The sequence below is a fragment of the Mycobacteroides salmoniphilum genome, assembly GCF_004924335.1.
Classification (GTDB): domain Bacteria; phylum Actinomycetota; class Actinomycetes; order Mycobacteriales; family Mycobacteriaceae; genus Mycobacterium; species Mycobacterium salmoniphilum.
This window is the reverse complement of record NZ_CP024633.1, coordinates 2,284,345-2,304,537: the sequence shown is the minus strand read 5'-3', so window position 1 is coordinate 2,304,537 and position 20,193 is coordinate 2,284,345. Positions and strand designations below refer to the sequence as shown.

The 20,193-nt window shown below is 62.4% G+C and carries 20 protein-coding genes and 2 pseudogenes; 10 read left to right on the top strand and 12 right to left on the bottom strand.

The genetic code is table 11. The features are described from left to right. The first annotated feature begins 282 nt into the window (after positions 1-282). Both DSM43276_RS11385 and DSM43276_RS11380 read left to right on the top strand, forming a co-directional pair. Complete coding sequence (locus DSM43276_RS11385) at positions 283-1,185, top strand: 2OG-Fe(II) oxygenase (RefSeq protein WP_157896067.1); 903 nt, start codon at positions 283-285, stop codon at positions 1,183-1,185. A 31-nt stretch (positions 1,186-1,216) separates the two neighbouring features. Then, complete coding sequence (locus tag DSM43276_RS11380) at positions 1,217-2,035, top strand: SDR family NAD(P)-dependent oxidoreductase (RefSeq protein ID WP_078331560.1); 819 nt, start codon at positions 1,217-1,219, stop codon at positions 2,033-2,035. Here the strand turns inward: DSM43276_RS11380 and DSM43276_RS23940 are convergent. The 4 genes from DSM43276_RS23940 to DSM43276_RS11355 form a co-directional block, all read right to left on the bottom strand. Further along, a complete protein-coding gene (locus DSM43276_RS23940; protein ID WP_268807895.1) occupies positions 2,032-2,160 on the bottom strand; it encodes a hypothetical protein in 129 nt (42 codons plus the stop codon). The genes DSM43276_RS11380 and DSM43276_RS23940 overlap by 4 nt on opposite strands. 142 nt (positions 2,161-2,302) lie before the next feature. After that, complete coding sequence (locus DSM43276_RS11370; RefSeq protein WP_078331561.1) at positions 2,303-2,911, bottom strand: LGFP repeat-containing protein; 609 nt, start codon at positions 2,909-2,911, stop codon at positions 2,303-2,305. 554 nt (positions 2,912-3,465) lie between these two features. Continuing rightward, the gene (locus DSM43276_RS11360) at positions 3,466-3,834 is read right to left on the bottom strand and encodes a heme-binding protein (RefSeq protein WP_078331563.1); all 369 of its coding nucleotides are present in this window, start codon (positions 3,832-3,834) and stop codon (positions 3,466-3,468) included. A gap of 184 nt (positions 3,835-4,018) precedes the next feature. After that, complete coding sequence (locus DSM43276_RS11355) at positions 4,019-4,447, bottom strand: cellulose-binding domain-containing protein (protein WP_078331564.1); 429 nt, start codon at positions 4,445-4,447, stop codon at positions 4,019-4,021. Between the two features lie 547 nt (positions 4,448-4,994). On the opposite strand from DSM43276_RS11355, the gene DSM43276_RS11350 reads away from it, so the two are divergent. Then, complete coding sequence (locus tag DSM43276_RS11350) at positions 4,995-5,201, top strand: cold-shock protein (protein WP_078295515.1); 207 nt, start codon at positions 4,995-4,997, stop codon at positions 5,199-5,201. A gap of 86 nt (positions 5,202-5,287) precedes the next feature. Here DSM43276_RS11350 and DSM43276_RS11345 read toward each other — a convergent pair whose 3' ends face one another. After that, positions 5,288-6,391: a GGDEF domain-containing protein gene (locus tag DSM43276_RS11345; protein ID WP_109556312.1), complete on the bottom strand. Its 1,104-nt coding sequence runs from the start codon at positions 6,389-6,391 to the stop codon at positions 5,288-5,290. A gap of 286 nt (positions 6,392-6,677) precedes the next feature. On the opposite strand from DSM43276_RS11345, the gene DSM43276_RS11340 reads away from it, so the two are divergent. Next, positions 6,678-6,890, top strand: coding sequence for a TOBE domain-containing protein (locus tag DSM43276_RS11340; protein WP_078283026.1), 213 nt, complete (start codon positions 6,678-6,680; stop codon positions 6,888-6,890). A 24-nt stretch (positions 6,891-6,914) separates the two neighbouring features. Here DSM43276_RS11340 and DSM43276_RS11335 read toward each other — a convergent pair whose 3' ends face one another. Continuing rightward, positions 6,915-7,106 (bottom strand): hypothetical protein, encoded by a 192-nt coding sequence (locus DSM43276_RS11335; protein ID WP_078331577.1) that lies wholly within the window; start codon positions 7,104-7,106, stop codon positions 6,915-6,917. Positions 7,107-7,211: 105 nt separating this feature from the next. Then, positions 7,212-7,481, bottom strand: a pseudogene (locus DSM43276_RS11330) (FAD-dependent oxidoreductase); the annotation flags it as partial. 252 nt (positions 7,482-7,733) lie between these two features. Here DSM43276_RS11330 and DSM43276_RS11325 point away from each other — a divergent pair. Next, the gene (locus tag DSM43276_RS11325; protein WP_176134109.1) at positions 7,734-8,264 is read left to right on the top strand and encodes an FKBP-type peptidyl-prolyl cis-trans isomerase; all 531 of its coding nucleotides are present in this window, start codon (positions 7,734-7,736) and stop codon (positions 8,262-8,264) included. Between the two features lie 2 nt (positions 8,265-8,266). Here DSM43276_RS11325 and DSM43276_RS11320 read toward each other — a convergent pair whose 3' ends face one another. Beyond that, on the bottom strand, positions 8,267-9,151 hold the full coding sequence (locus DSM43276_RS11320) for a hypothetical protein (RefSeq protein ID WP_078331566.1): 885 nt from the start codon (positions 9,149-9,151) through the stop codon (positions 8,267-8,269). 296 nt (positions 9,152-9,447) lie between these two features. Here DSM43276_RS11320 and DSM43276_RS11315 point away from each other — a divergent pair, with 296 nt between their 5' ends. Further along, on the top strand, positions 9,448-9,903 hold the full coding sequence (locus DSM43276_RS11315) for a DUF5994 family protein (RefSeq protein ID WP_078331567.1): 456 nt from the start codon (positions 9,448-9,450) through the stop codon (positions 9,901-9,903). Positions 9,904-9,940: 37 nt separating this feature from the next. Here the strand turns inward: DSM43276_RS11315 and DSM43276_RS11310 are convergent, their stop codons facing one another. Next, a complete protein-coding gene (locus tag DSM43276_RS11310; RefSeq protein WP_078331568.1) occupies positions 9,941-10,300 on the bottom strand; it encodes an Rv2640c family ArsR-like transcriptional regulator in 360 nt (119 codons plus the stop codon). Positions 10,301-10,401: 101 nt separating this feature from the next. On the opposite strand from DSM43276_RS11310, the gene DSM43276_RS11305 reads away from it, so the two are divergent. From DSM43276_RS11305 to DSM43276_RS11295, 3 genes and pseudogenes are all read left to right on the top strand, one after another. Continuing rightward, on the top strand, positions 10,402-10,833 hold the full coding sequence (locus DSM43276_RS11305) for an ArsI/CadI family heavy metal resistance metalloenzyme (RefSeq protein WP_078331569.1): 432 nt from the start codon (positions 10,402-10,404) through the stop codon (positions 10,831-10,833). Beyond that, entirely contained in the window at positions 10,830-11,924 is a 1,095-nt protein-coding gene (gene arsB / locus DSM43276_RS11300; protein WP_078331570.1) for an ACR3 family arsenite efflux transporter, read from the top strand. Before DSM43276_RS11305 ends, arsB begins: the two co-directional genes overlap by 4 nt. Beyond that, a pseudogene (locus tag DSM43276_RS11295) lies at positions 11,924-12,331 on the top strand (arsenate reductase ArsC); the annotation flags it as partial. The gene arsB and the pseudogene DSM43276_RS11295, both read left to right, overlap by 1 nt. Here the strand turns inward: DSM43276_RS11295 and DSM43276_RS11290 are convergent. Then, positions 12,328-12,687, bottom strand: coding sequence for a DUF5994 family protein (locus DSM43276_RS11290; RefSeq protein ID WP_078294570.1), 360 nt, complete (start codon positions 12,685-12,687; stop codon positions 12,328-12,330). The pseudogene DSM43276_RS11295 and the gene DSM43276_RS11290 overlap by 4 nt on opposite strands. 444 nt (positions 12,688-13,131) lie before the next feature. On the opposite strand from DSM43276_RS11290, the gene DSM43276_RS11285 reads away from it, so the two are divergent. Then, the gene (locus tag DSM43276_RS11285) at positions 13,132-14,121 is read left to right on the top strand and encodes an acyl-ACP desaturase (RefSeq protein ID WP_136629046.1); all 990 of its coding nucleotides are present in this window, start codon (positions 13,132-13,134) and stop codon (positions 14,119-14,121) included. Here the strand turns inward: DSM43276_RS11285 and DSM43276_RS11280 are convergent. Both DSM43276_RS11280 and DSM43276_RS11275 read right to left on the bottom strand, forming a co-directional pair. Further along, complete coding sequence (locus tag DSM43276_RS11280) at positions 14,118-15,815, bottom strand: amidohydrolase (protein ID WP_078331229.1); 1,698 nt, start codon at positions 15,813-15,815, stop codon at positions 14,118-14,120. The two genes, DSM43276_RS11285 and DSM43276_RS11280, sit on opposite strands and share 4 nt — an antisense overlap. A gap of 191 nt (positions 15,816-16,006) precedes the next feature. Further along, positions 16,007-20,101, bottom strand: coding sequence for a bifunctional nitrate reductase/sulfite reductase flavoprotein subunit alpha (locus DSM43276_RS11275; RefSeq protein WP_136629044.1), 4,095 nt, complete (start codon positions 20,099-20,101; stop codon positions 16,007-16,009). Positions 20,102-20,193: the final 92 nt, after the last annotated feature.

The window sequence follows — 20,193 nt, the reverse complement described above, 5'->3', positions numbered from 1 at the left end:
GGTGACATGTCATCATGAGGAGGCCCTACTGCCTAGATACTTCCACCCGGGAACGACGTGGTCAGCCCACGCGTATCGCGCCGCTCTCGCCGGCCGGAACATCTCACAGAACGTCGTTTTGGTTGAGGCCGAAACCATGGCGCGGTACCAGGCTGCCGCTACATCGTGTGGACCGATGCGGTCGGCTATCGAGGCTCCGCATGGCCTAGCGCGAGAGGCAGACATCTGATGCACATCGAAAATGAAACTGCCTACGAGTCAGCAGAATCCTTCGATAGTTATGTGGGTGAGAACGGAACAGTCCTCGAGACAGATACCGTTGTCAGAGTCGAAAAACTCGAGCGCAACGCGCCAGATCTGCACCGCCAATTCCAAACGGCTGAGCCATTTCCGCACCTGGTGGTCGACGACTTCCTACGCCTGCCCTCGGAGTCCGCCGATGACTTTCCCGGCATCTCCTGGCCCTGGTGGAACCAATGGGACGACGGATACATTCGGAACAAACGGTTCTGCGCGGAAATCGACCTCATCCCGGAACCGTTCAAAACTGTCATCAGAGAACTCAACGAACCGCGCTTCCTGAGCGTGCTCGAAAAGGTCACGGGCATCCGGCAGCTACTCCCCGATCCCTATCTGTTTGGGGGTGGCATTCACCTCAGCGGCTCGGGTGGAGTCCTGACTCCCCACACCGACTTCCACTATCTTCGCGCGCTAAACCTCTACCGCCGCATCAACGTTATCGTCTATCTGAATGACAGCTGGTCACTGAATGACGGAGGTTGCCTATCGCTCTACGACGCGGAGGGCCGGGCCGTTCAGACGGTCGTTCCCGTTTGGGGCAGGGCCCTCATCTTTCGCACCGATGACCAGTCGGTGCACGGATTCCCTCTCCCAGTCGCCGAAGGCTCATGGCGACAATCGCTGGCGCTCTTCTACTACACAGCCGCTCCGGCGGACAGCTTCGGCGGTGACGAGACGACGTACTACCGGGAGCACGGGGCACAGGACGGCATCGCCCGCAAGGCCCGACTGTTCGTCTTCAGGCGCCTCCTGAACCTCAGCCGCAATATCAGCATGGTTGCCTATGTCGTGAACCCCAATCTCGGCCTCCCCGCGGTCAAGGCTCATTTCGCCTACCTCCGCAAGGCCAAAACCCGCGAGATATTGCGAAAGTTGCGGCACTAGGACCGGCGCCAGCACTGTAATGAGGCAAGGCATGGAAGGTTTTGGCGGCAAGGTGGCCGTAGTCACCGGCGCAGGATCGGGCATCGGGCGCGCTGTGGCGATCGAGCTGGCCCGCTCCGGCGCCAAGGTTGCCATCAGCGACGTAGACACCGAGGGACTGGCCGTGACCGAACGCCTGGTCGCGGCCTTCGGCACCGAGGTCCGTGCGGACTGCCTCAATGTCGTTGAGCGCGAAGCCTTCCTGCTGTACGCCGACTCGATCAAGGAACAGTTCGGCAAGGTTAACCAGATATTCAACAACGCCGGCATCGCCTATGCGGGCGACGTCGCGGCGAGCCCGTTCAAAGACATCGAGCGCATCATCGATGTCAACTTTTGGGGTGTTGTCAACGGCACCAAGGCATTCCTGCCCCACCTGATCGCCTCCGGCGACGGCCACGTCATCAATGTCTCCAGCCTGTTCGGCCTCCTGTCCCTGCCCGGCCAAAGCGCCTACAACGCCGCCAAGTTCGCGGTGCGCGGCTTCACCGAGTCCCTGCGCCAGGAAATGATCGCCGCCAAGAAGCCCGTCGCCGTCACCTGCGTGCACCCCGGCGGCATCAAGACCGCAATCGCCCGAAACGCCACCGCCGCCGAGGGTATCGATGTGCAGGCGGCGGCCGCTGTGTTCGACAAGTACCTGGCGAACACCAGCCCAGAGGCCGCCGCGCGCATCATCCTCACCGCCGTGCGTGAGAAGAAGCCCCGCGTGCTCGTCGGACCCGATGCCAAGGTCCTCGATGTGCTCGTCCGGGTGATGGGAGCTCGCTACCAGGACCTCTTTTCGGTGTTCACGGGTCTCTCGGCTTAGCGGGCTTCCGCGACGGCGAAGTAGTCACCGTGTTCGAGGTCTTCGATCAGCATGTACTGACTCGGGTTCCCACTGAGCAGCTCGCGGGTGCGCGCGCTGGAGACCGGGACGTCAGCGGCGAACACAGAGCCGCGCTCCCGAAATGGGACGGGGCTTCGTCCAACCCGACCGATACGACGGGCAGATCGAGTGCCCGGCTGATTGAACGTGACTGGCTCAGAATGGAATTGGTCGTGCCTCATCCTCGGCACGAATCATCATCGCCTTCTACAGCCCCGAAGGTACGACCTTGTCGTTGACCGTGACCTCGACCTGGCCGGTCTTCTCGTCATATTCGATCTTGCCGTGCTCGAACGTCGACACGAGCAGATCACCATCGGCGTTCTCGTCACTGGTGGGCAGGCCCAGCGGCCCCGCCGAGCCGTTATCGCCGGTGATCGACGGTGTGCCGTCCGGGCCGCGTTGGATATTCCAGGCGTCCCGAATCTTGCCCACGACGATGTACGCGGGCGTGCCTGCCTGGTTGTTCTTGGCGATGATCGCGCCGCCCTGGAACTGCTGGAACACCGCGCCGCTCTCCCGGGTGCCCGCATTGCGGTCGCCCGTTAAGGCCTTGCCGAGAGCCTGCTTCTGATCCTCGGTTGCCGACGAATACTTGGCAGCGATCGGGCCAGTCAGCGTCACCTCGACGTCCCTGTCCCCGATCAGCTTGACCTGGGTGGGCTGCGCCGGCGCTGCAGACGAGGTGGTGGCGATCAACTCGACCTGAGGCGGCGCCGACGTGTCGACGCTCTTGCCATTGCTGCAGCCCACAGTGATCAGCGCAGCGGCGGCCAGGCCGGCAACTGCCGTGTAGCGGTATGCAATCGTCCTCATGAGCTCCCTCTCGCGTCTTCCTCTGGTGTAAGTCGAGATGCGGCTGAACCTGTCGCCCGGCCGAGACTACAACCGAGCCACTTAAGTCGCGCGGGAGATCGCGGTCTTCGTAGGTCCACACAGACCTACGACGCAGTGATAGCCAGAGGAACACGGCAGAATCGAATACCGGGGGTTACCAACGGATATCGCGCAAGCCCGCATAGTTCTCATACCGGCAGCTGAGGAACGCTACCTACATTGAACTCCGGGATTGTTGCAAGACTTTCCAATACCGCTGCTATTTCTTCCACCGGTGTCGAGTTGGGGATCACCCACGACCTGCCACGAATCGGGCGTGTACGTATTCATCGCTTCGTGTCCGATGAGGAACTCGGCCTCGTCGTCCCAGGAATCGGCACGATACGTCACAGAAGCCGCATCTCCCCCAGCGATAGCTGTCGCGCCAAGAAGGCCAGCACCTATAGGTGCCGCGGAACCGATGAGGGCGAGTACCAGTAGCAGACCAAACCTAGATTCTGTACTCATGGCGAATGCGCCACCTCTCTTCAGGCTCAATTGATGACAGGGCTGGCTGAGACGCCGCAACGTTCCTTGAAGTCGGTCACTGGCTGGCGGATTCCTTCGAGATCGCTACGGACATCGGGATTCGCGGCCATGTACCCGTCAATCTCCGAACGTATCTCGTTTCTCGATTTGCCCTTGAAGCCGTTAAAAAACTCGTTCACGTCAGGATGTGTGTGCAGATAGACCGATTCGACGGCCGCAACCCCGGACACCACTCCCAGCAGGTCCGCCGCAGAGCAGTTGGATGCATCTATGCCGGGATCATCGGCCGAGGCCAACGGCATTCCAATGCCAGACAACCCCAAAGCAGAGGCGGCGATTCCGGCATAAACCACAAATCTTGATGCAGACGACATGCGAACTCCTTCCGTGAGAAGCAGGATCTTCCTTGACAAAGCAAACAGTAACGTAATGACGAGATTTGGCCAGTTTTGCCGTAAGAATTTTGCCCGAACCATCCCCTCGCCGGAATCGCTCCAGCAAGAGTGTCGATGCCGCGCTGTTGCTCACCGGGCGGTAACCCGCCGCTCTGCCGACGTTCTAGCTGCAGGGATACTGCCCGTTGAGCACACAATTCAATGGTGGCGTGTAAGAACCGCTCAGTACGCCGCGTAGCCCACCGGTGGCCGAACCTCCTGGTGCGATGGTGCGGTTCCAATTCGCGGGGCCGAGAACATAGTGCGTGCCAGATTGCGCAAGGGTGCTACTCCACGTGTGCCGGACGGACTCCCCCATCGGCAAGTCGAAATCAAGCCTCCAATCGGTGAGCGGCACCGTGCTCAAGTTGGTGATGGTGAAACTCGCGATGAAACCGGTCTGCCACGTCGATGTCACCGACAACGTGGCCGCCGCCGCAGCCGCGTGAGCTACGGGCGCGCCGGGGAGTCCGAGGACGGCAAGCATCAACGCCGACACGATTACATGAAGCGCTGCGCGCCAGCGTTTCATGTAATTACCAAGTCCGGCCATAGCAGCCAACACTAGATCCAAACGGGTGTCATTGGCCCTCGCGCCGCCAGTAAGGCGCAGTACCTTTGCTCAATTGAGACCGTCATGAAACTTAGTCTCGCTCCCCTGGCCGGGCTCGGAAGTTGGCCGTTAGTAGCCGATTCGGGGCACTTCACGGGTTTCACTGGACAGGAAGGGTGCAGTGCCGGTGCGGCCTCGGGCTCATCTGAGTCGCTTCTTCCGGTTCGGCTCAAGTCTCGGCGATCAGCCGAGCGGCGAACTCTGTTCGGCATCAAGCAGTTTGGGTGGTTCGGCCCCCACACCGGCATTCGGAATCCGGTTGCCAATTCATGTTCTGCGGCACCGGATTACTGCTGGCCTCGCTATCGGGCTCAGCCTCTGATATGGTGAAACTGGTTGATTTTCTTAGTGACACGCTCGCGAAGATTTTCCGCGGCGGACACATACCTATCTCCGTGACTTTTGCCAGTTGCTTTGATTTCGCGTACCTCCGCAGACCCAGGGTCGAACGTCGACCCCGCAATTAGATACTCAGGAGAGTAATCGCATGGCTCAAGGCATCGTGAAATGGTTCAACGCCGAAAAGGGATTCGGGTTCATCACTCCGGATAACGGCAGCAAGGACCTGTTTGTTCACTTCTCGGCCATCGCCGACAAGGGCGGCTTCCGCAGCCTCAACGAGAACGATCGCGTTAGCTTCGAAGAAGAAGCCGGCGATCGCGGCCCCCAGGCTGTCTCAGTGCAGACCGTCTAAAGTCTTACGGCGCAACATCAATGCGTCCGGCTGGCTGTCCAGGAATCCTGGGCAGCCAGCCTTTTTATTCGCTACCCAGGCCCGGCTCACAGGCTCCTGCGGCGCTCGATGAGATTGACTCCTTGTGATGTCGCATACCTTTTCGCGGCGTACATCGCGCTGTCGGCCTTAATGAGCAAGTCCGCGACTACCGCCGCCAGCGATACGGGCGCGCTGTCGTCGGTCCGCGATAGTTCCTCGGATGCGACGCCGACGCTGGCATCCACCTGGGCAATGTCGTCGGCAAGGGCGTCTTCGACCGCACGCTGGTAGTCGAGCACCCGGTTTCCGTCGACAACGGTAACCACACCGAACTCGTCTCCGCCGAGCCGGACTAGCCACGTGTCGGGACCTGCCAACAACTGCAACAGCTGGGCCGTTTGCTGCAGCACTTGGTCGCCTGCGTGATGCCCTTGCTTGTCGTTGATCGATTTGAACCCGTTCAGATCGATGGCAGCGACTACGACATGCTTGCCCGTTGTATCACCGGACCAGTTCGCGCAGGCTTGCTGAAGGCCGCGGCGGTTGAGTAGGCCGGTGAGTTCGTCCTGGCGGGCAAGGCGATCCTTGTCGCGGGCGACCTTGGCGAATTGAGCCATACCGAGGTAAATGGCCCAGGCGGCGACCGCGTTGACCAAGATCACGGTCGCCACGGTTGTAATGAGTGCCGGCGCGCTGGAATCTCCGCGGATCACTGCCCCGCCTATCGTCAGGCCCGTCGCGAGTGCCGTCACGGCAGCCTGTACCGCCATCGCTAGCCTGCCGTGAAATGCGAATGCGTAGGTGTTGGCGGCCACCAGCCACACGAGCTTGAGGAACGCGATACCTGTCTCCGTGACGACGCAGACACCGACTGTGATGGCTACATCGCAGTACAGGATGTAGGTGATGGACTCCGCGTAGGTGATGGGTTTCTTGAGGGCGTACCGGATACCCCAGGCGAATGCCGGAATCGAGATGGCGAGGCAGACGAGTGGAACCGTGGACATGCCTGCGAAGGCCAGCGTTGCAGCTGCCGCACCGATACCGGGTGCGCAGATAGCTGTGAGGAGCCAGACAGGGCGTAGCAGCCGAATGCCCTCAAGAGTCTCGGTATTGACCGTATAGATCTGTTCCGCCCGATTGCGGAAGCTCATGACATGGCTGGACATGTTTTCCGCCTAAGAATCAACACTTCGCTACGAGAACGTCGGTACCGCGCTGGACCTTGGGGCACGCGCCCGAACCAGGCCAGCGACATCGTAGCCCTCTTCCCTCCCATGTGTTTCCTACGTGGTTGCTGGTCAAAGGGTCTGGCGGTGTTGCAGTCCCTATGGCCGCGGAAGTTGCTCGCGGCCACGGCCGCACGCTGGGTCCATTCGGTGATAGCTGTGCTTCGCGGCCGACACGTTGACTAGCCTGAACATGGATACCCGGACACCGAGGTAAGGAGATGTCATGCGCCTGTCTACGCGCAATCAGCTGACGGGAACCATCACCGAGGTGAATGTCGGAACCGTGATGGCGATTGTGAAGATCCGGCTCGACGGTGGCGATCAGGTCGTGACGTCTTCAATCACCAAGGACGCCGTGGCCGACCTCGGGCTCACCGTCGGTCAGGCCGCCACCGTCTTCATCAAGTCCACCGAGGTGACGGTGGGAGTCGAGTAGTTCAGGTTCGCGGCGAGCTGGGTCTCACGTAAAGGTGCGGTGCCCGAGCTCGGTGAAATCCACCTCGACCTCGTCGCCGTCTCGCTGGACCTCGCAGTAGCCACTACGGCGAAGCTCATCAAGCGCGTCCCAGGGTGGTTCTTCGTCAGGCAGGTACCAGCCAATCGCCGTGGGCCATTCGCGGTCGTGATGGTGGTCGACGAGCTGATCGACCACCAGCGTGGCCTCGGGGCTGAGCTGAACGGGCTCGGGGCGTTCGCTACGCCTCCGCGAGAACCACTTCATGGCAACAGTTTACGAGCACTCCCCCCGTATGTGCGGTCAGCCTTCCTCCGACATCACCTCGGCCGCCGCACGCTCCCCCGCCCGGATGGCGCCATCGACCCACCCGAGCATCGTGGCAGAACTCTCGGTTCCGGCCCAATGGATGCGACCACACGGCTGGCGCAGCGCGGGCCCGAATTCCGTCAGCACTCCGGTTGGCGCATGACTGATCATTCCGCCAACCGAGTACCGCTCGTTGGTCCAGTCCTGTTCGTGATAGCCCTGCGGCGAGGCAGCTTTGGGGCCGAACCGGTCAACATCAGCCCCGTCGCGACGCCCCAATGTCATGCCGCCGGAGTGCCCTGCCAGTATCGGTGCTGCGCCAACGGTTCGGGATGTGGGCGACCAGAGCACGGCGGTGATCTCGTCCAGAATGAAATGACGTTCGATGACACCGTTCGACGATGTCATCGCACTGCTTCCCCGGCGCCTTGGAAGGCAGCTGTTAGCGTGACCACCGTGAACTCTTCGCGTGTGTACCCATCCGTCGCGCTTGCGGCCTGCGCCGCCTCGTTCGTTCTGGCGCTCGCCGCGTGCGGGTCCGATACGGAGGCCAAGTCGGCACCTGCCGACCCGGCAACCGCGGCCAGCGCGTGCCCAACAGCAGCACCGCAGAACGGTGGCACGCCCGAATGGACACAGGCCGGGAGCACCGGCAATGTCGCGGTCAGTGGATCGACGGATACGGCGGCGCCATCCGTCAACGTGACCGCTCCGTTCAGCGTGACCGAGACCCAGGTGCACACGTTGCAAGCCGGAACCGGACCGATCGTCGGGGACATAGCCACGGTTTCGGTCTGCTACATGGGTGTCAACGGTCGTGACGGGTCCGTGTTCGACAGCAGCTACACCCGGGGCGCCCCGGCTCAGTTTCCGCTGAACGGAGTCGTGCCGGGCTTCAAGAAGGCCATCGCGGGACAGAAGGTCGGGTCCACCGTCGCTGTGGCGATGGTTCCTGCCGACGGCTATCCGGCCGGTCAACCCAGCGCTGGCATCCGTCCGGGTGACACACTCGTCTTCGCGATCAAGATCCTCGACGCGTCAAACTGATCTCAGCGGGCTGGCTCGGGTGCCGTCGACTGCGCGTTCTCGACGGCACCGAACGTGGCCACTGTCACCGCCGCGACAACCGCGACCAGGAATGCCACGGCGACGAGCCAGCCCAGTCCCGGGCGTGCGCTGTCGCCTAAGAGCACGACACCGGTAACGCCGGGCACGACCGTCTCCCCCACGACCAATGCCGCCGCCGCACCGTTGACCGAACCCACTTGCAGCGCAACGGTAAACAAGTAGAAGCCGCCCACTCCCGCAAGAATCACCGCGTAGGCGGCAGGATCGGACAGCATGACCTTGATGCGCAACGGATCCAGGCCATCGAGGACTCTGACCGCGACAGCCATTGCCCCATAAAGAATCCCGGCGCACAATCCCGCCGGGATCGCGGCGCGGGTGCCAAGCAGGCGGATAGAGCCGAGGCCAGTGAGCAGCACCACCACCGATGCGATCAGCACACCCCAGTGCACGGCCGCCGGTGCGGCATCCTCGCCGCGATGGCCGGCCGTCATCGCGAGGACGCACAACGACAGCAGCACGGCCGAGATTGCCAGCCAGTCCCGTCGTTGCAGACGCACACCCAACACTGCGATACCAAGTACTGCGGTGACCACCAGGTTGGCGCTCATGATCGTCTGGGAGAGGAACAGCGGAATCAACCGTGCCGACACCAGGCTGCCCGCGAACCCGACCAGATCGAGAACCATCCCGGCGATGAATGCCGGAGTCAGCATCGCGGCGATGGTCGATTTCAGCGGCGGGGCGCCGTCGCCCGCCGGCCCGTGGACTTTCGTCGCGGATTCACGGGCACCGTAACCCTGCAGAACCGAGGCGGTCCCATACCCAACGCACGCCAGCACGGCGGCGGCGATGCCGATCAGCATGGAATAGCGGTGTCATGGCGTGCGGTCGTCGACATCAGTCGATTGTAGTTACGGCTGGTTCTGCGTCGCCGGTTGTTACCGGCAGTACCTGCAAGCTGATCGGCTAAGCGAACGCCGATAGTCCAGTGCTGGTTGTCCGAAAACCACCTCCACCCAAAGATTTACAGCCAACTTGTGTGAGTTATCGATCGGAGTAAGCTGGCTGGAAGACGGTAATTTTGCACCCGCCCACACATGGGCGTGGCGTCGTCGAAATGTTCAGCACCGGACACGGGCGCTGAAGCTAGGAGCGTCTGATGACGCATCAAATATTCTCGCCATTCGAAAGTGACGACTCCGTTCGCCTTCGGTTAAAGCCCGACGGTGACGGGAGCGGGCACGTCGACGGCGCATGGTGGCCGCACTCGCGAGATTTAACACAAGATCTGCCAATGCTTTTGGATGCGATAGCGCCCCGATTGGGGGCCATCAAGCGGGTGATCTACCGCATCCAGGAATGGGATGCCGCCCCAAAACAGCTGCGCTGCGGCGATCGTACGGTGTCGTTGGACGGCTACCACACTCAGCAGGCGGACACCATCTACATCAGCGATCTGGATCGTCGTCAACTAGTGCTGCTCGTGGTCCCTCCGATGACTGACCCGCACTTTGCGCACGATGTGATGACCGACGCATCCATCCCGGGTAGCACCGCGGCCCCGACGGAGCTGCTGTCTGCTGAGCTGTTGGCGGCGACGCGTAGAGCTAGTTGACAGAGCCGGCCTGTCGATACTCGCCACTGTCCGGCCCTTACCGACAGCAGGTGGGATCCAGAACTGCGCAGAGCGCGGTGAGCGCATCCGGAACCGGTCGGTGATAGACATTCATTCCGCGACGGTCGGATTCCACCAGCCCTGCCCTACGCAATTGGTTCATGTGGTGACTGACGGTTGACTCGGTGAGTCCGAGGATGCCTGCAAGGTCACCACTGATGATCTCGCCCTGGGGTGCGCCGAACAGCTGGGACATGATTTTGACCCGTACCGGATCGGCAAGTGCCTTGAGCCGCAATGCGACTTCAAGGGCCTGTTCGTCAGTCATCGGGCCGGCCGCGACCGGCGCGCAACACACGGGGCCGGTGGTGTCTACCACGGGAAGCGCCTTGGGCATGGTTCCAGCATGCCCACGTATTTGACATATGTCAAAGACGTGGCACACTGAACGCGTACAACAAGTTCGATGAATATCTCATTAGTTCCGGAGGTGGACCGGTGTCCCGTGTGCAGCTGGCTCTCAATGTGGACGACCTCGATGCGTCAATCGACTTCTACTCCAAGCTCTTTGGCATGCAGCCCGCCAAACACAGACCGGGTTACGCGAACTTCGCAATCGATTCCCCACCGCTGAAGCTGGTGCTGTTGGAGAACCCCGGTCATGGCGGCACGATCAACCATCTGGGAGTCCAGGTGGAATCCAGTGCGCACGTACACGCCGAGATTGCTCGCCTCACCGAGGCCGGCATGTTCACCGAGGAAGAGATCGGCACCACGTGCTGCTTCGCGACGCAAGACAAGGTGTGGGTGGCCGCGCCCGATCGTGAGAAGTGGGAAATCTACACAGTTTTGGCCGATTCTGAGACCTTTGGCACCAGTCCCGAGCTCCTCGCTCACGACGCAGACTGCCAGTGCGAGCACCCCGGATGAGCGTGCCCACCGCGGCAACGAGATTGTCGACGCTGGACCGGTTCCTGCCGGTATGGATCGGCCTCGCGATGGCTGGCGGGCTCCTGCTGGGCCGTTGGATTCCCGGACTGAGCGGTGCGCTGGAAAGGGTTCAGGTCGACGGGATCTCACTGCCAATCGCGATCGGGCTGCTCGTCATGATGTACCCGGTCCTGGCGAAGGTGCGCTACGACCGCCTCGATGCCGTTACCGCCGACCGCGGGCTGCTGATCGGCTCACTGGTCCTGAACTGGGTGCTCGGCCCGGCGTTGATGTTCGCGCTGGCATGGCTGATGTTGCCGGACCTTCCCGAATACCGAACTGGTTTGATCGTTGTCGGCCTGGCCCGCTGCATCGCTATGGTGATCATCTGGAACGATCTGGCCTGCGGTGACCGTGAAGCCGCAGCCCTCCTGGTTGCGTTGAATTCCGTCTTTCAGGTGTTTATGTTCGCGGCGCTGGGCTGGTTCTACCTGTCCGTCCTGCCCGGTTGGCTGCACCTGCCGCAAACCGCCATCGACACCTCCCCGTGGCAGATCGCCAAGTCGGTGCTTCTCTTCCTGGGAATCCCCCTCGCAGCCGGATACATCTCGCGCCGTCTCGGAGAACGGGTCAAGGGTCGCTCTTGGTACGAAACACGATTCCTGCCAACCGTCGGCCCGTGGGCCCTATGGGGGCTGCTGTTCACCATCGTGATCTTGTTCGCTCTCCAGGGCGCTCAGATCTCTTCTCGGCCATGGGATGTCGCTCGGATTGCGGTGCCGTTGCTGGCCTACTTCGCGATCATGTGGGGCGGCGGATATCTACTTGGCGCTGCCCTGGGGTTGGGCTACCCGCGCACCGCCACGCTCGCGTTCACCGCCGCGGGGAACAATTTCGAATTGGCCATCGCCGTCGCGATCGCCACCTGGGGCGCCACTTCCGGCCAAGCGCTGGCCGGCGTTGTCGGCCCCCTGATCGAAGTACCGGTCCTGGTTGCGCTCGTCTACGTTTCTCTGGCGCTGCGCCGCCGATTTGCCCCTGTGCTGCAACAGAATATGTCCGAAGCCGTACGCAAGGAGGCGGTTCAATGACCGAAGGTAAGCCCGCTGTGCTTTTTCTGTGCACCCACAACGCGGGCCGCTCCCAGATGGCACTCGGATTCTTCACGCATATGGCCGGTCATCGAGCTGTTGGGTGGTCGGGCGGTTCGGAACCCGGAAAGGAAATCAACTCCACCGCTGTCGAAGTCATGGCCGAGCGGGGCATCGATATCACCGGCGAGTACCCCAAACCCTGGACCGACGAGATCGCGCAAGGCGCAGATGTCGTGGTCACCATGGGCTGCGGCGACACCTGCCCATACTTCCCCGGGAAACGCTACGAGAACTGGGACCTACCCGACCCGGCCGGCCAGCCGATTGAGGCCGTGCGCCCTATCCGGGACGACATCGAACAGCGGGTCCGCAACCTACTGGTGGAACTCAACATCACGGGCTAAGCGGCCATGATGATTCGGAGCGCCGCGGAGACTTCGTCCTCCTTGGGAGAATCGAGCAGGGGCATTTGCGCGGCCAAGCGCATGATCACCCTGGCGAGAATCCGGTTGGTGCGTGCCGGCACCATGAGGATCCGGACCGTCCGATGCTCGCCCTGCAGTGTGACCACCCAATGGAACGCACGGTTGGCGAGAGTCGGAGGCATGGCCGCCGACCTCATACTCGACCGGGGCGAGCCGGCCTTCCAGTTCAGGGATACCTGATTGACCGGACCAATGTGCTCGGCGAGCTCTTCAATCAACGGTGACAGTTCGCGCGCGATGAATCCGTCGTCTTGCGGCCACCACGCGCCGTTCATCCTGCCGGTCTTGCGCGGACCCAACGTATAGCGGATCGGCGGACCAGGATATTCGGCCTGTGTCATACGTACTTCCTTGTTGCTCAATGAGACTCAGACAAGGGAATCCGTATGAGCCGAAACAGTTGGTGCTAGGTACGTGCCATCGCGATAGTTACTTGACCAATATTACCCCCCCTTTGAGCGACTCCGTTCACGCCGATTCGTAAATGGTTGACGCTCAACAATTTTGAATAAGTCAAAAGTTTGCGATCGGCTGGCGCTACCGGCGATCGGATGACTACGCCGGCCGAAGTAGGGGCGGTCACGGAATGCTTTCAATTGAGCGAGTGCTGCAAGTAGGCGCCCATTCGCGGCATGAACATGCTAGCTTTCTGTAACTGCCGGATACGTGTACCGCTAGTTGCGGTATCCGTCTGGCTCCCCGATCTGAGGAACGTGTCCATGCAGAAGGCCTTCACCGACCTTGAGTTGCTCCATGAGCTCGAGCCCGTGGTCGAGGAGAATGTCAACCGCCACCTCGGTGTCACCAAGGACTGGAACCCCCACGACTACGTGCCGTGGTCCGAGGGCAAGAACTACAAGGCACTGGGTGGGCAGGACTGGGATCCGGAGCAGTCCAAGCTCTCGGAGCTGGCCAAGGTCGCGATGATCACCAACCTGCTCACCGAGGACAATCTGCCCTCATATCACCGCGAGATCGCGATGAACTTCACCATGGACGGGCCGTGGGGCACCTGGGTGAACCGGTGGACCGCCGAGGAGAATCGCCACGGCATTGCCATCCGCGACTACCTCGTGGTCACCCGCTCGGTAGATCCCGTGGAACTCGAGAAACTCCGTATCGCGCAGATGACGAGCGGCTTCTCCCCCGGCCAGAACCGGCAGAACGTACCGTTCTCGGAGGGCCTGTTCGACTCGGTGGTCTATGTGACTTTCCAGGAGCTGGCCACCCGCGTCTCGCACCGCAACACCGGCAAGGCCTGCAACGAGCCGGTGGCCGACGAGCTGCTCAAGCGGATCTCGACCGACGAGAACCTGCACATGATCTTCTACCGCAACATGGTGACGGCCGGTCTGGAGTTCGCCCCGAATCAGGCTGTTCAGGCCGTACATAAGGTGCTTGATAACTTCACGATGCCCGGCTACACGATCCCCGGATTCCGCAGGAGCGCCGTCACCATCGCCACCGGCGGCGTGTACGACCCGCAGTCACACCTCGACGAGGTGGTGCTGCCGGTGCTGCGCAAATGGCGCATCTTCGATCGTGACGACATCACCGGCGAGGGCGAGTGGTACCGCGAGGACCTCGCCCGCATCGTCGGCGACCTCCGGAAGACCTCCGAGGACTTCGAGGAAGTCAAGGCCAAGTACCTGGATCGCCAGGCCAAGCGCGCCGAGCGCAATGCCGCGAAGGTTTTGGTTAGCCGCTAACAGCAGTGCTTGATGGGCGCCACCGGTGGCGCGCCATGTTCTGTTCGTGAGGCGTCGAGGAACACGTCCAGGTCGACCCTGCGACCGCCGATCCAGGTGCCGTTGACGCCGACTACCTCGATGAGCCGAGCCGGGTCGAGGTCGTAGGGGTCCGCGGACAGCTCGACGAAGTCGGCCAGCTTGCCGACGGCGATGGAACCAACCAGGTGGTCTCGTCGCAGCGTGCGGGCGGCATTGATGGTCTGTGCGCGCAACGCCTCATGGATGGAGATGGCCTGTCCGGCGCCATGGACGTTGCCGGCGCGTGTGCGTCGCGACGTCACCGTCTGGATGTTCGTCAGCGGCGAGGGAGGCGATACCGAGCCGTCGTTGTGCAAGGAAATGCAGGCCCCGGATGCGACCGCGTCCGAGAACGGCTGCCATCTGCTGCCGTTCTCGTGGTCAAAGATCTGGCCGTCCAGCAGATCACCCCAGTAGTAGTACTGGAACGGCGACATGGATACGTGCACGCCCAACCGCGCGGCGCGGTCGAGCTGGGCCCGGGTAGCACCACCGGCGTGTTCGAGCCGCCACCGGTGATCGGTGCCGAGCAGGCCATGACGCAGTAATGCTGCCTCGTAGGCATCGAGCGCAAGTTCCACGGCGAGATCCCCATTGGAATGGAATGCCATCTGCCAACCATGGGGTGCGGCTTTGTCGAGAATGGCATCGAGCTGCTCGCGGGAGTAGTTCAACGAGCGGGTCCCGCCCGCAGTGGCGGGGTCGATAGCCGCACGCCTGGTGGCCGCCGAGTCGACATACGCAAAGGACGTCGCGCCTGACCCGACCCAGACCGCTCCATCGGTCCACAGCTTGACACCCGTCTTGCACAGCATGTCATCGCTGGCGGTGAATGTTTCTGGCTCGGTGTAGGTTTCGGTAGTCGACATCTCCCACAGGCTGACCCGCAGTGGGCATGACGGGGCCGCGGCGAGCGCCTCGTACGCGGGCTTGAGCTGAGGGTCATACGTCATATCGGAGGTCGATGTGTACCCGGCACGGGACATCACGGCGAAGAATTGTGCGGCTGAGTGCAAGGGATTGCCCAGCCCGGCGATCAACGGGGCGAGCACTTCCGTCAGCGCCGGAACTTCAAACCCGCGCCCATTGAGGGTGCCGTCGGGGTTGCGTTGGTAGTGCCCGCCCACCGGGTCCGCCGGCGGAGCGCTGTCCCAGCCGTGCAGCTTGATCAATGCGGTGCCGAAGTAGACCCCGTGGCCGGAGTTGTCGGTGAGGGCCGCGACCCGCTCACCGAATATCTGATCCAGCTCATCGACATTGGGCGCGGGATGCTCATGCAAGAGTGCGTCGAATCCGCTGAAAATCAGGGGCTCTGAAGGATCAGTGTCCGCGAGCGCAGCCCGGAATGCGGTAGTGACATCGGCCCAGCTTGATGTCTTCCAGGGTGCGACCGAATGGACCGGCGCTTCGGTGATGACACCACTCATGAACGGATGACCATGTGGCTCTACGAAACCGGGAAGAAGAGCGCCGGCTCCGGTGTCGATCACCTCTGCGCCGGGCAACGCTGAGGCGCACTCGGCCAGCGAGCCCACGGCGACGATGCGGCTATCCGATACTGCGACAGCCTCGGCCCGGGGCCGGTCATCGTCCATGGTGATCACGGTGGCGGCGGTCAAGATGACGTCCGGCATGTTGCTTCCCATTCCTGCTGTGCTGAGCTTCCTGGCGTCAACAAGTATCTGGTGAAGAGGGCCAGGATTTGGCAGGAATACCCATGTCTCTCTGACGGCGTCCTCGACGCAACTTGCCGGCTCGAGGGGCTAGGTGGTGCCGGAGAGCCTGAAGCGGTGCTGGTGCTCGGGTACGCGAGCCAAGCCGTTGCCTAGTAGACGTCCCGGAGATACCGCTTGCTGGCGACCAGTTCGCGTTTGTAGTCGTGTGCACCCTCCGCGGAGAGCCGCCCGTGCTTTTCGATGATTGAGGTCAGCGCGGTGTCGACGTCTTTGGCCATTCGAGAGGCATCGCCGCATACGTAGAGGTGAGCGCCGTCCTGCAACCATGCCCATAGCTCGGCGCCGTTGTCCCGCATCTTGTGCTGCACATAGACCCGGTCCTTCTGATCGCGGGAGAAGGCGACGTCGAGCTTGGACAGGAAGCCGTCATCAGTCATTGCGGACAGGTCGTCACGATAGTAGAAGTGTTGTGCCGCATGCTGATCACCGAAGAAGAGCCAGTTTCGGCCGGTATGGCCGAGTGCGCGCCGCTCATGCAGGAATCCCCGAAACGGCGCGATACCGGTCCCCGGGCCAATCATGATCATCGGAATCCGCGACTCTTCCGGGGGGCGGAAATGCGGGGACTTCTGCAGGAACACGGGAACCCGCGTGTCGTCGGCGCGATCGGCGAGAAATGTTGAGCACACTCCCCCGCGCTCGGCGCCGGCGGTTCCCCGGTAGCGGACCACCGACACCGTCAGCTGGATTTCATGGGGGCTGACAAGCGGACTGGAGGAAATCGAGTAGCAGCGCGGAGTCAGCCGCACCAGTACGTCTTGCCACTGCTCGGCGGTGGCGCGCACGGGGAATTCGTGCACCGCATCCACTCCGTTGCGGCCAATCGCCCACGATGCAAGGTCTTTTCGTGCGTCGCGTAGATCCTTGGCCGCCGCGGTGTCTGTGATGTTGTCGGCGAGGAAACTCAGCAGATTGGGCGTTACCCGGCCGATGTCGTACGCGAACGTCAGGGCATCGCGCAAGGTCCGTTCTGCGCCGTCGACCTCGACGATGTCGTCGGCGCGCAGCCCGGTGCTGGCAAGCCATGCGGCGACGGCGCTGTCGGAATTGGTTGGGCACACCCCGAGGGCGTCGCCGGCACTGTAGGTGACGCCGTGCTCGGAGATATCGAATCCAAAGTGCCGTACCTCCTTTGAGGAGGACCGAGGCGTCAGCACGGTGTTGCGGCTCAGGCGCGCCGCGATGGGGCTGTTGCGGGTGAACGGCTCGGCCGTGGCTGCGGTCGATGGGCACGGGCTTGCGGTGACCGGTGCTGCTACCGCGACGGTGTCCTCCTGCGTGGTGACCAGGCTGGTCACCTGTCGGGCCCATTGCGCCAGGGGTTCGTCGTCGTATATCTCGCAGTCCAACCGGTCTATCAGCCGGACCGCGCCCAGGCTGGCCAGCCGTTCGTCGATGGATTTGGCGTGGCCGCAGAAGTTCTCGTAAGCACGGTCGCCAATACCCAACACGGCGAAACGGATCCCCGTCAATGGCGGCGCCTCGGGGGTATGCAGGCGGTCCCAGAAGCCAGCGCCATTATCCGGCGGGCCACCGTCTCCGAATGTGCTGGTGACGATGAGGACATCGGTGGCCGCCGCGAGGTCGTCGAGCCCGCAGTCATCCATGTTGACGATCCGCGGCGGGGTGCCCGTGGACCCCAGCTGCGCCGCCAGATTGGTGGCGTATTCCTCGGCGTTGCCCGTCTGAGATGCCCACAGCACCAATGCTGTTGGCCGGGCGGCAGGCAATGGTAGGCCGCCCGGGACCGTCACGCCACCGGTGGTACGGGAATACATGCCGGCCAGCGCGCCATCGATCCATAGTCGTACCGCAGTACCGACCGGTGCCCCTGCGGGCAGGACGGGAACACCCTCCGCGCCTTGGTCGAGCGTGGTGAAAAATCCTGATAGATAGGCCTGTTCGCTCTCGGCAAGAGTGGGAATCGGCTGCGACATCAGGCCGAGGGCTTCAGCGACAGGGTGCATAGACGTTGCCTCCGGTCGGTCCGGTTTCTGGATAACCACCGTGGGCCGCATGCTGACCGCACATACTTTGAGCTCGGGCTGTAGCGAGTCAGGATCCACTGCATCACTCGTGAGCGCATTGATCGCGAGGTACTCGCCGTGCTCGTCGTTCCAGTGGAAGGGCACAAAACAGTTTCCGGGCCGCACCCGATCGGTGACGACGGCGGGCAGCACGGCTCGTCCGCGCCGCGACTGTAGTTCGATCGGTTGCCCGTCAGTGATGTTCAGTCCCGCGGCATCGTCGGGATGAATTTCGACGAAGGGGTCACTGTTGAGCTTGTTGAGTTTGGCCACCTGGCCTGTCTTGGTCATGGTGTGCCATTGGTGTTGCAGGCGGCCCGTGTTCAGGATGAACGGGTAGTCGTCGTCGGGCAGCTCCCGCGCATCCATATGCGGGCGCGGGTGGAAGACCGCACGGCGCGAGGGAGTCGCGAACGCCAACCGCGGCCGGCGCCCGGCGGCATCTTCGAAAAGGCTCTGGCTGACGCCGTCGTTGAGGTAGCGAATGGGGTGGCGATCGTTGGCATCGTCCGGCGGGCAGGGCCACTGCAACGGAGTTTCGCGCAGGCGCCCGTAGCTGGCACCGCGCAGGTCATAGCCCGTTTTAGGATTCCAGAACCGACGGATCTCGTTGAACACGTCCTCGCTGGAGGTGTAGCTGAACTGGTCACCAAATCCCATGGCGGTAGCGACCTGGCAGATCAATTGCCAGTCGGGTCGGGCTTCGCCGATCGGCTCGACCGAGCGTTGGAGCAAGGTGAGGTTGCGTTCTGAGTTGATCATCACCGCGTCGGCTTCGGCCCACAATGCGGCAGGTAGGACGATGTCCGCGTAGTGATTTGTGGCCGTGGCCGCATAGGTGTCCTGGGTGATGACCAATTCCGCGGTCTCCAGCCCGGTGATTGTGTTTCCCCGGTTAGGCACTGTTGCCACGGGATTCGTGCAGATGATCCAGCACGCCTTGATCTCTCCCGCGGTCATGTGCTCAAACATGGCGACGGTTCCTGGGCCCACCTCGGTCCGGATGGTCTCCGGAGCGAGCCCCCACTCCGTCTCCACGAACACCCGGTCTTCCGGGCTGACCACCGATCGCTGACCGGGCAGGCCCGGACCCATGTAACCCATCTCGCGCCCGCCCATGGCATTGGGTTGACCGGTCAAGGACATGGGGCCGCTGCCGGGCCGACAAATCGCACCGGTCGCGAGGTGAAGATTGCATATCGCGTTGGTGTTCCAGGTGCCGTGGGTACTTTGGTTCAAGCCCATGGTCCAGCACGTCATCCACTCGCCGGCCTCACCAATCATCGTGGCGGCCGCGCGGATATCGGATTCGGGAATGCCGGTGATCTCGGCTACCACCTCGGGTGGATAGTCGGCCAGGAACTCGGGCATCGCCGCCCAGCCCTCGGTGTGCTCGGCGATGAACTCCTCGTCGATATCTCCGGATTTCACCAAAAGATGCAGCAGCCCATTGAGAAGTGCCAAGTCGGTGCCGGGATTAATCTGCAAGAACAGGTCGGCTTTGTCGGCGGTCGCCGTGCGCCGCGGGTCCACGACGATCAGTTTTGCACCGGCTTTGAGCCGGTCAGCCATCCGTAGGAATAGGATCGGATGGCAATCCGCCATATTCGCGCCGATGACGAAAAATACGTCAGCGCAATCGAAATCGGTGTACGACCCCGGCGGGCCATCTGCCCCGAGCGACTGTTTGTATCCAGTCCCGGCGCTGGCCATGCAGAGTCGCGAGTTCGACTCAATGTGTACGGTGCGGATGAATCCCTTGGCCAGCTTATTGGCCAGGTACTGAGCCTCGATCGACATCTGGCCCGATACGTACAGCGCGATGGCGTCGGGCCCGTGCTCATCGAGAATTGAGCGCAGTCTCTGCCCCGCCTCGGTGACGGCGACATCAACGGGCGTCTCGACAAGTTCGGCACCACGCGACGGGCGGGCCAAAGCGGTTGTCAGCCGACCATCGACCGCCGCCATGAGCTCGGCATGGGTGGCGCCCTTCGTGCATAAGCGGCCGAAATTGGTCGGATGAAGCTTGTCGCCCGAAACGCGTGCGATCACCGGACCCGTCGGGCCAGGCTTCGTCTGGACCTCGATCCCGCAGCCCACCCCGCAGTACGAACACGCCGTACGTGTCGACGTGCTCGTATCCGCTGGACCGGCCATGTCACCACTGTCGCCGAGATGTGTTTCCCCAGGGTTTCCGTGGACGCTATGTGCAGGAAAAACCCACCTCACAGTGCGCCCGGTGCACATGT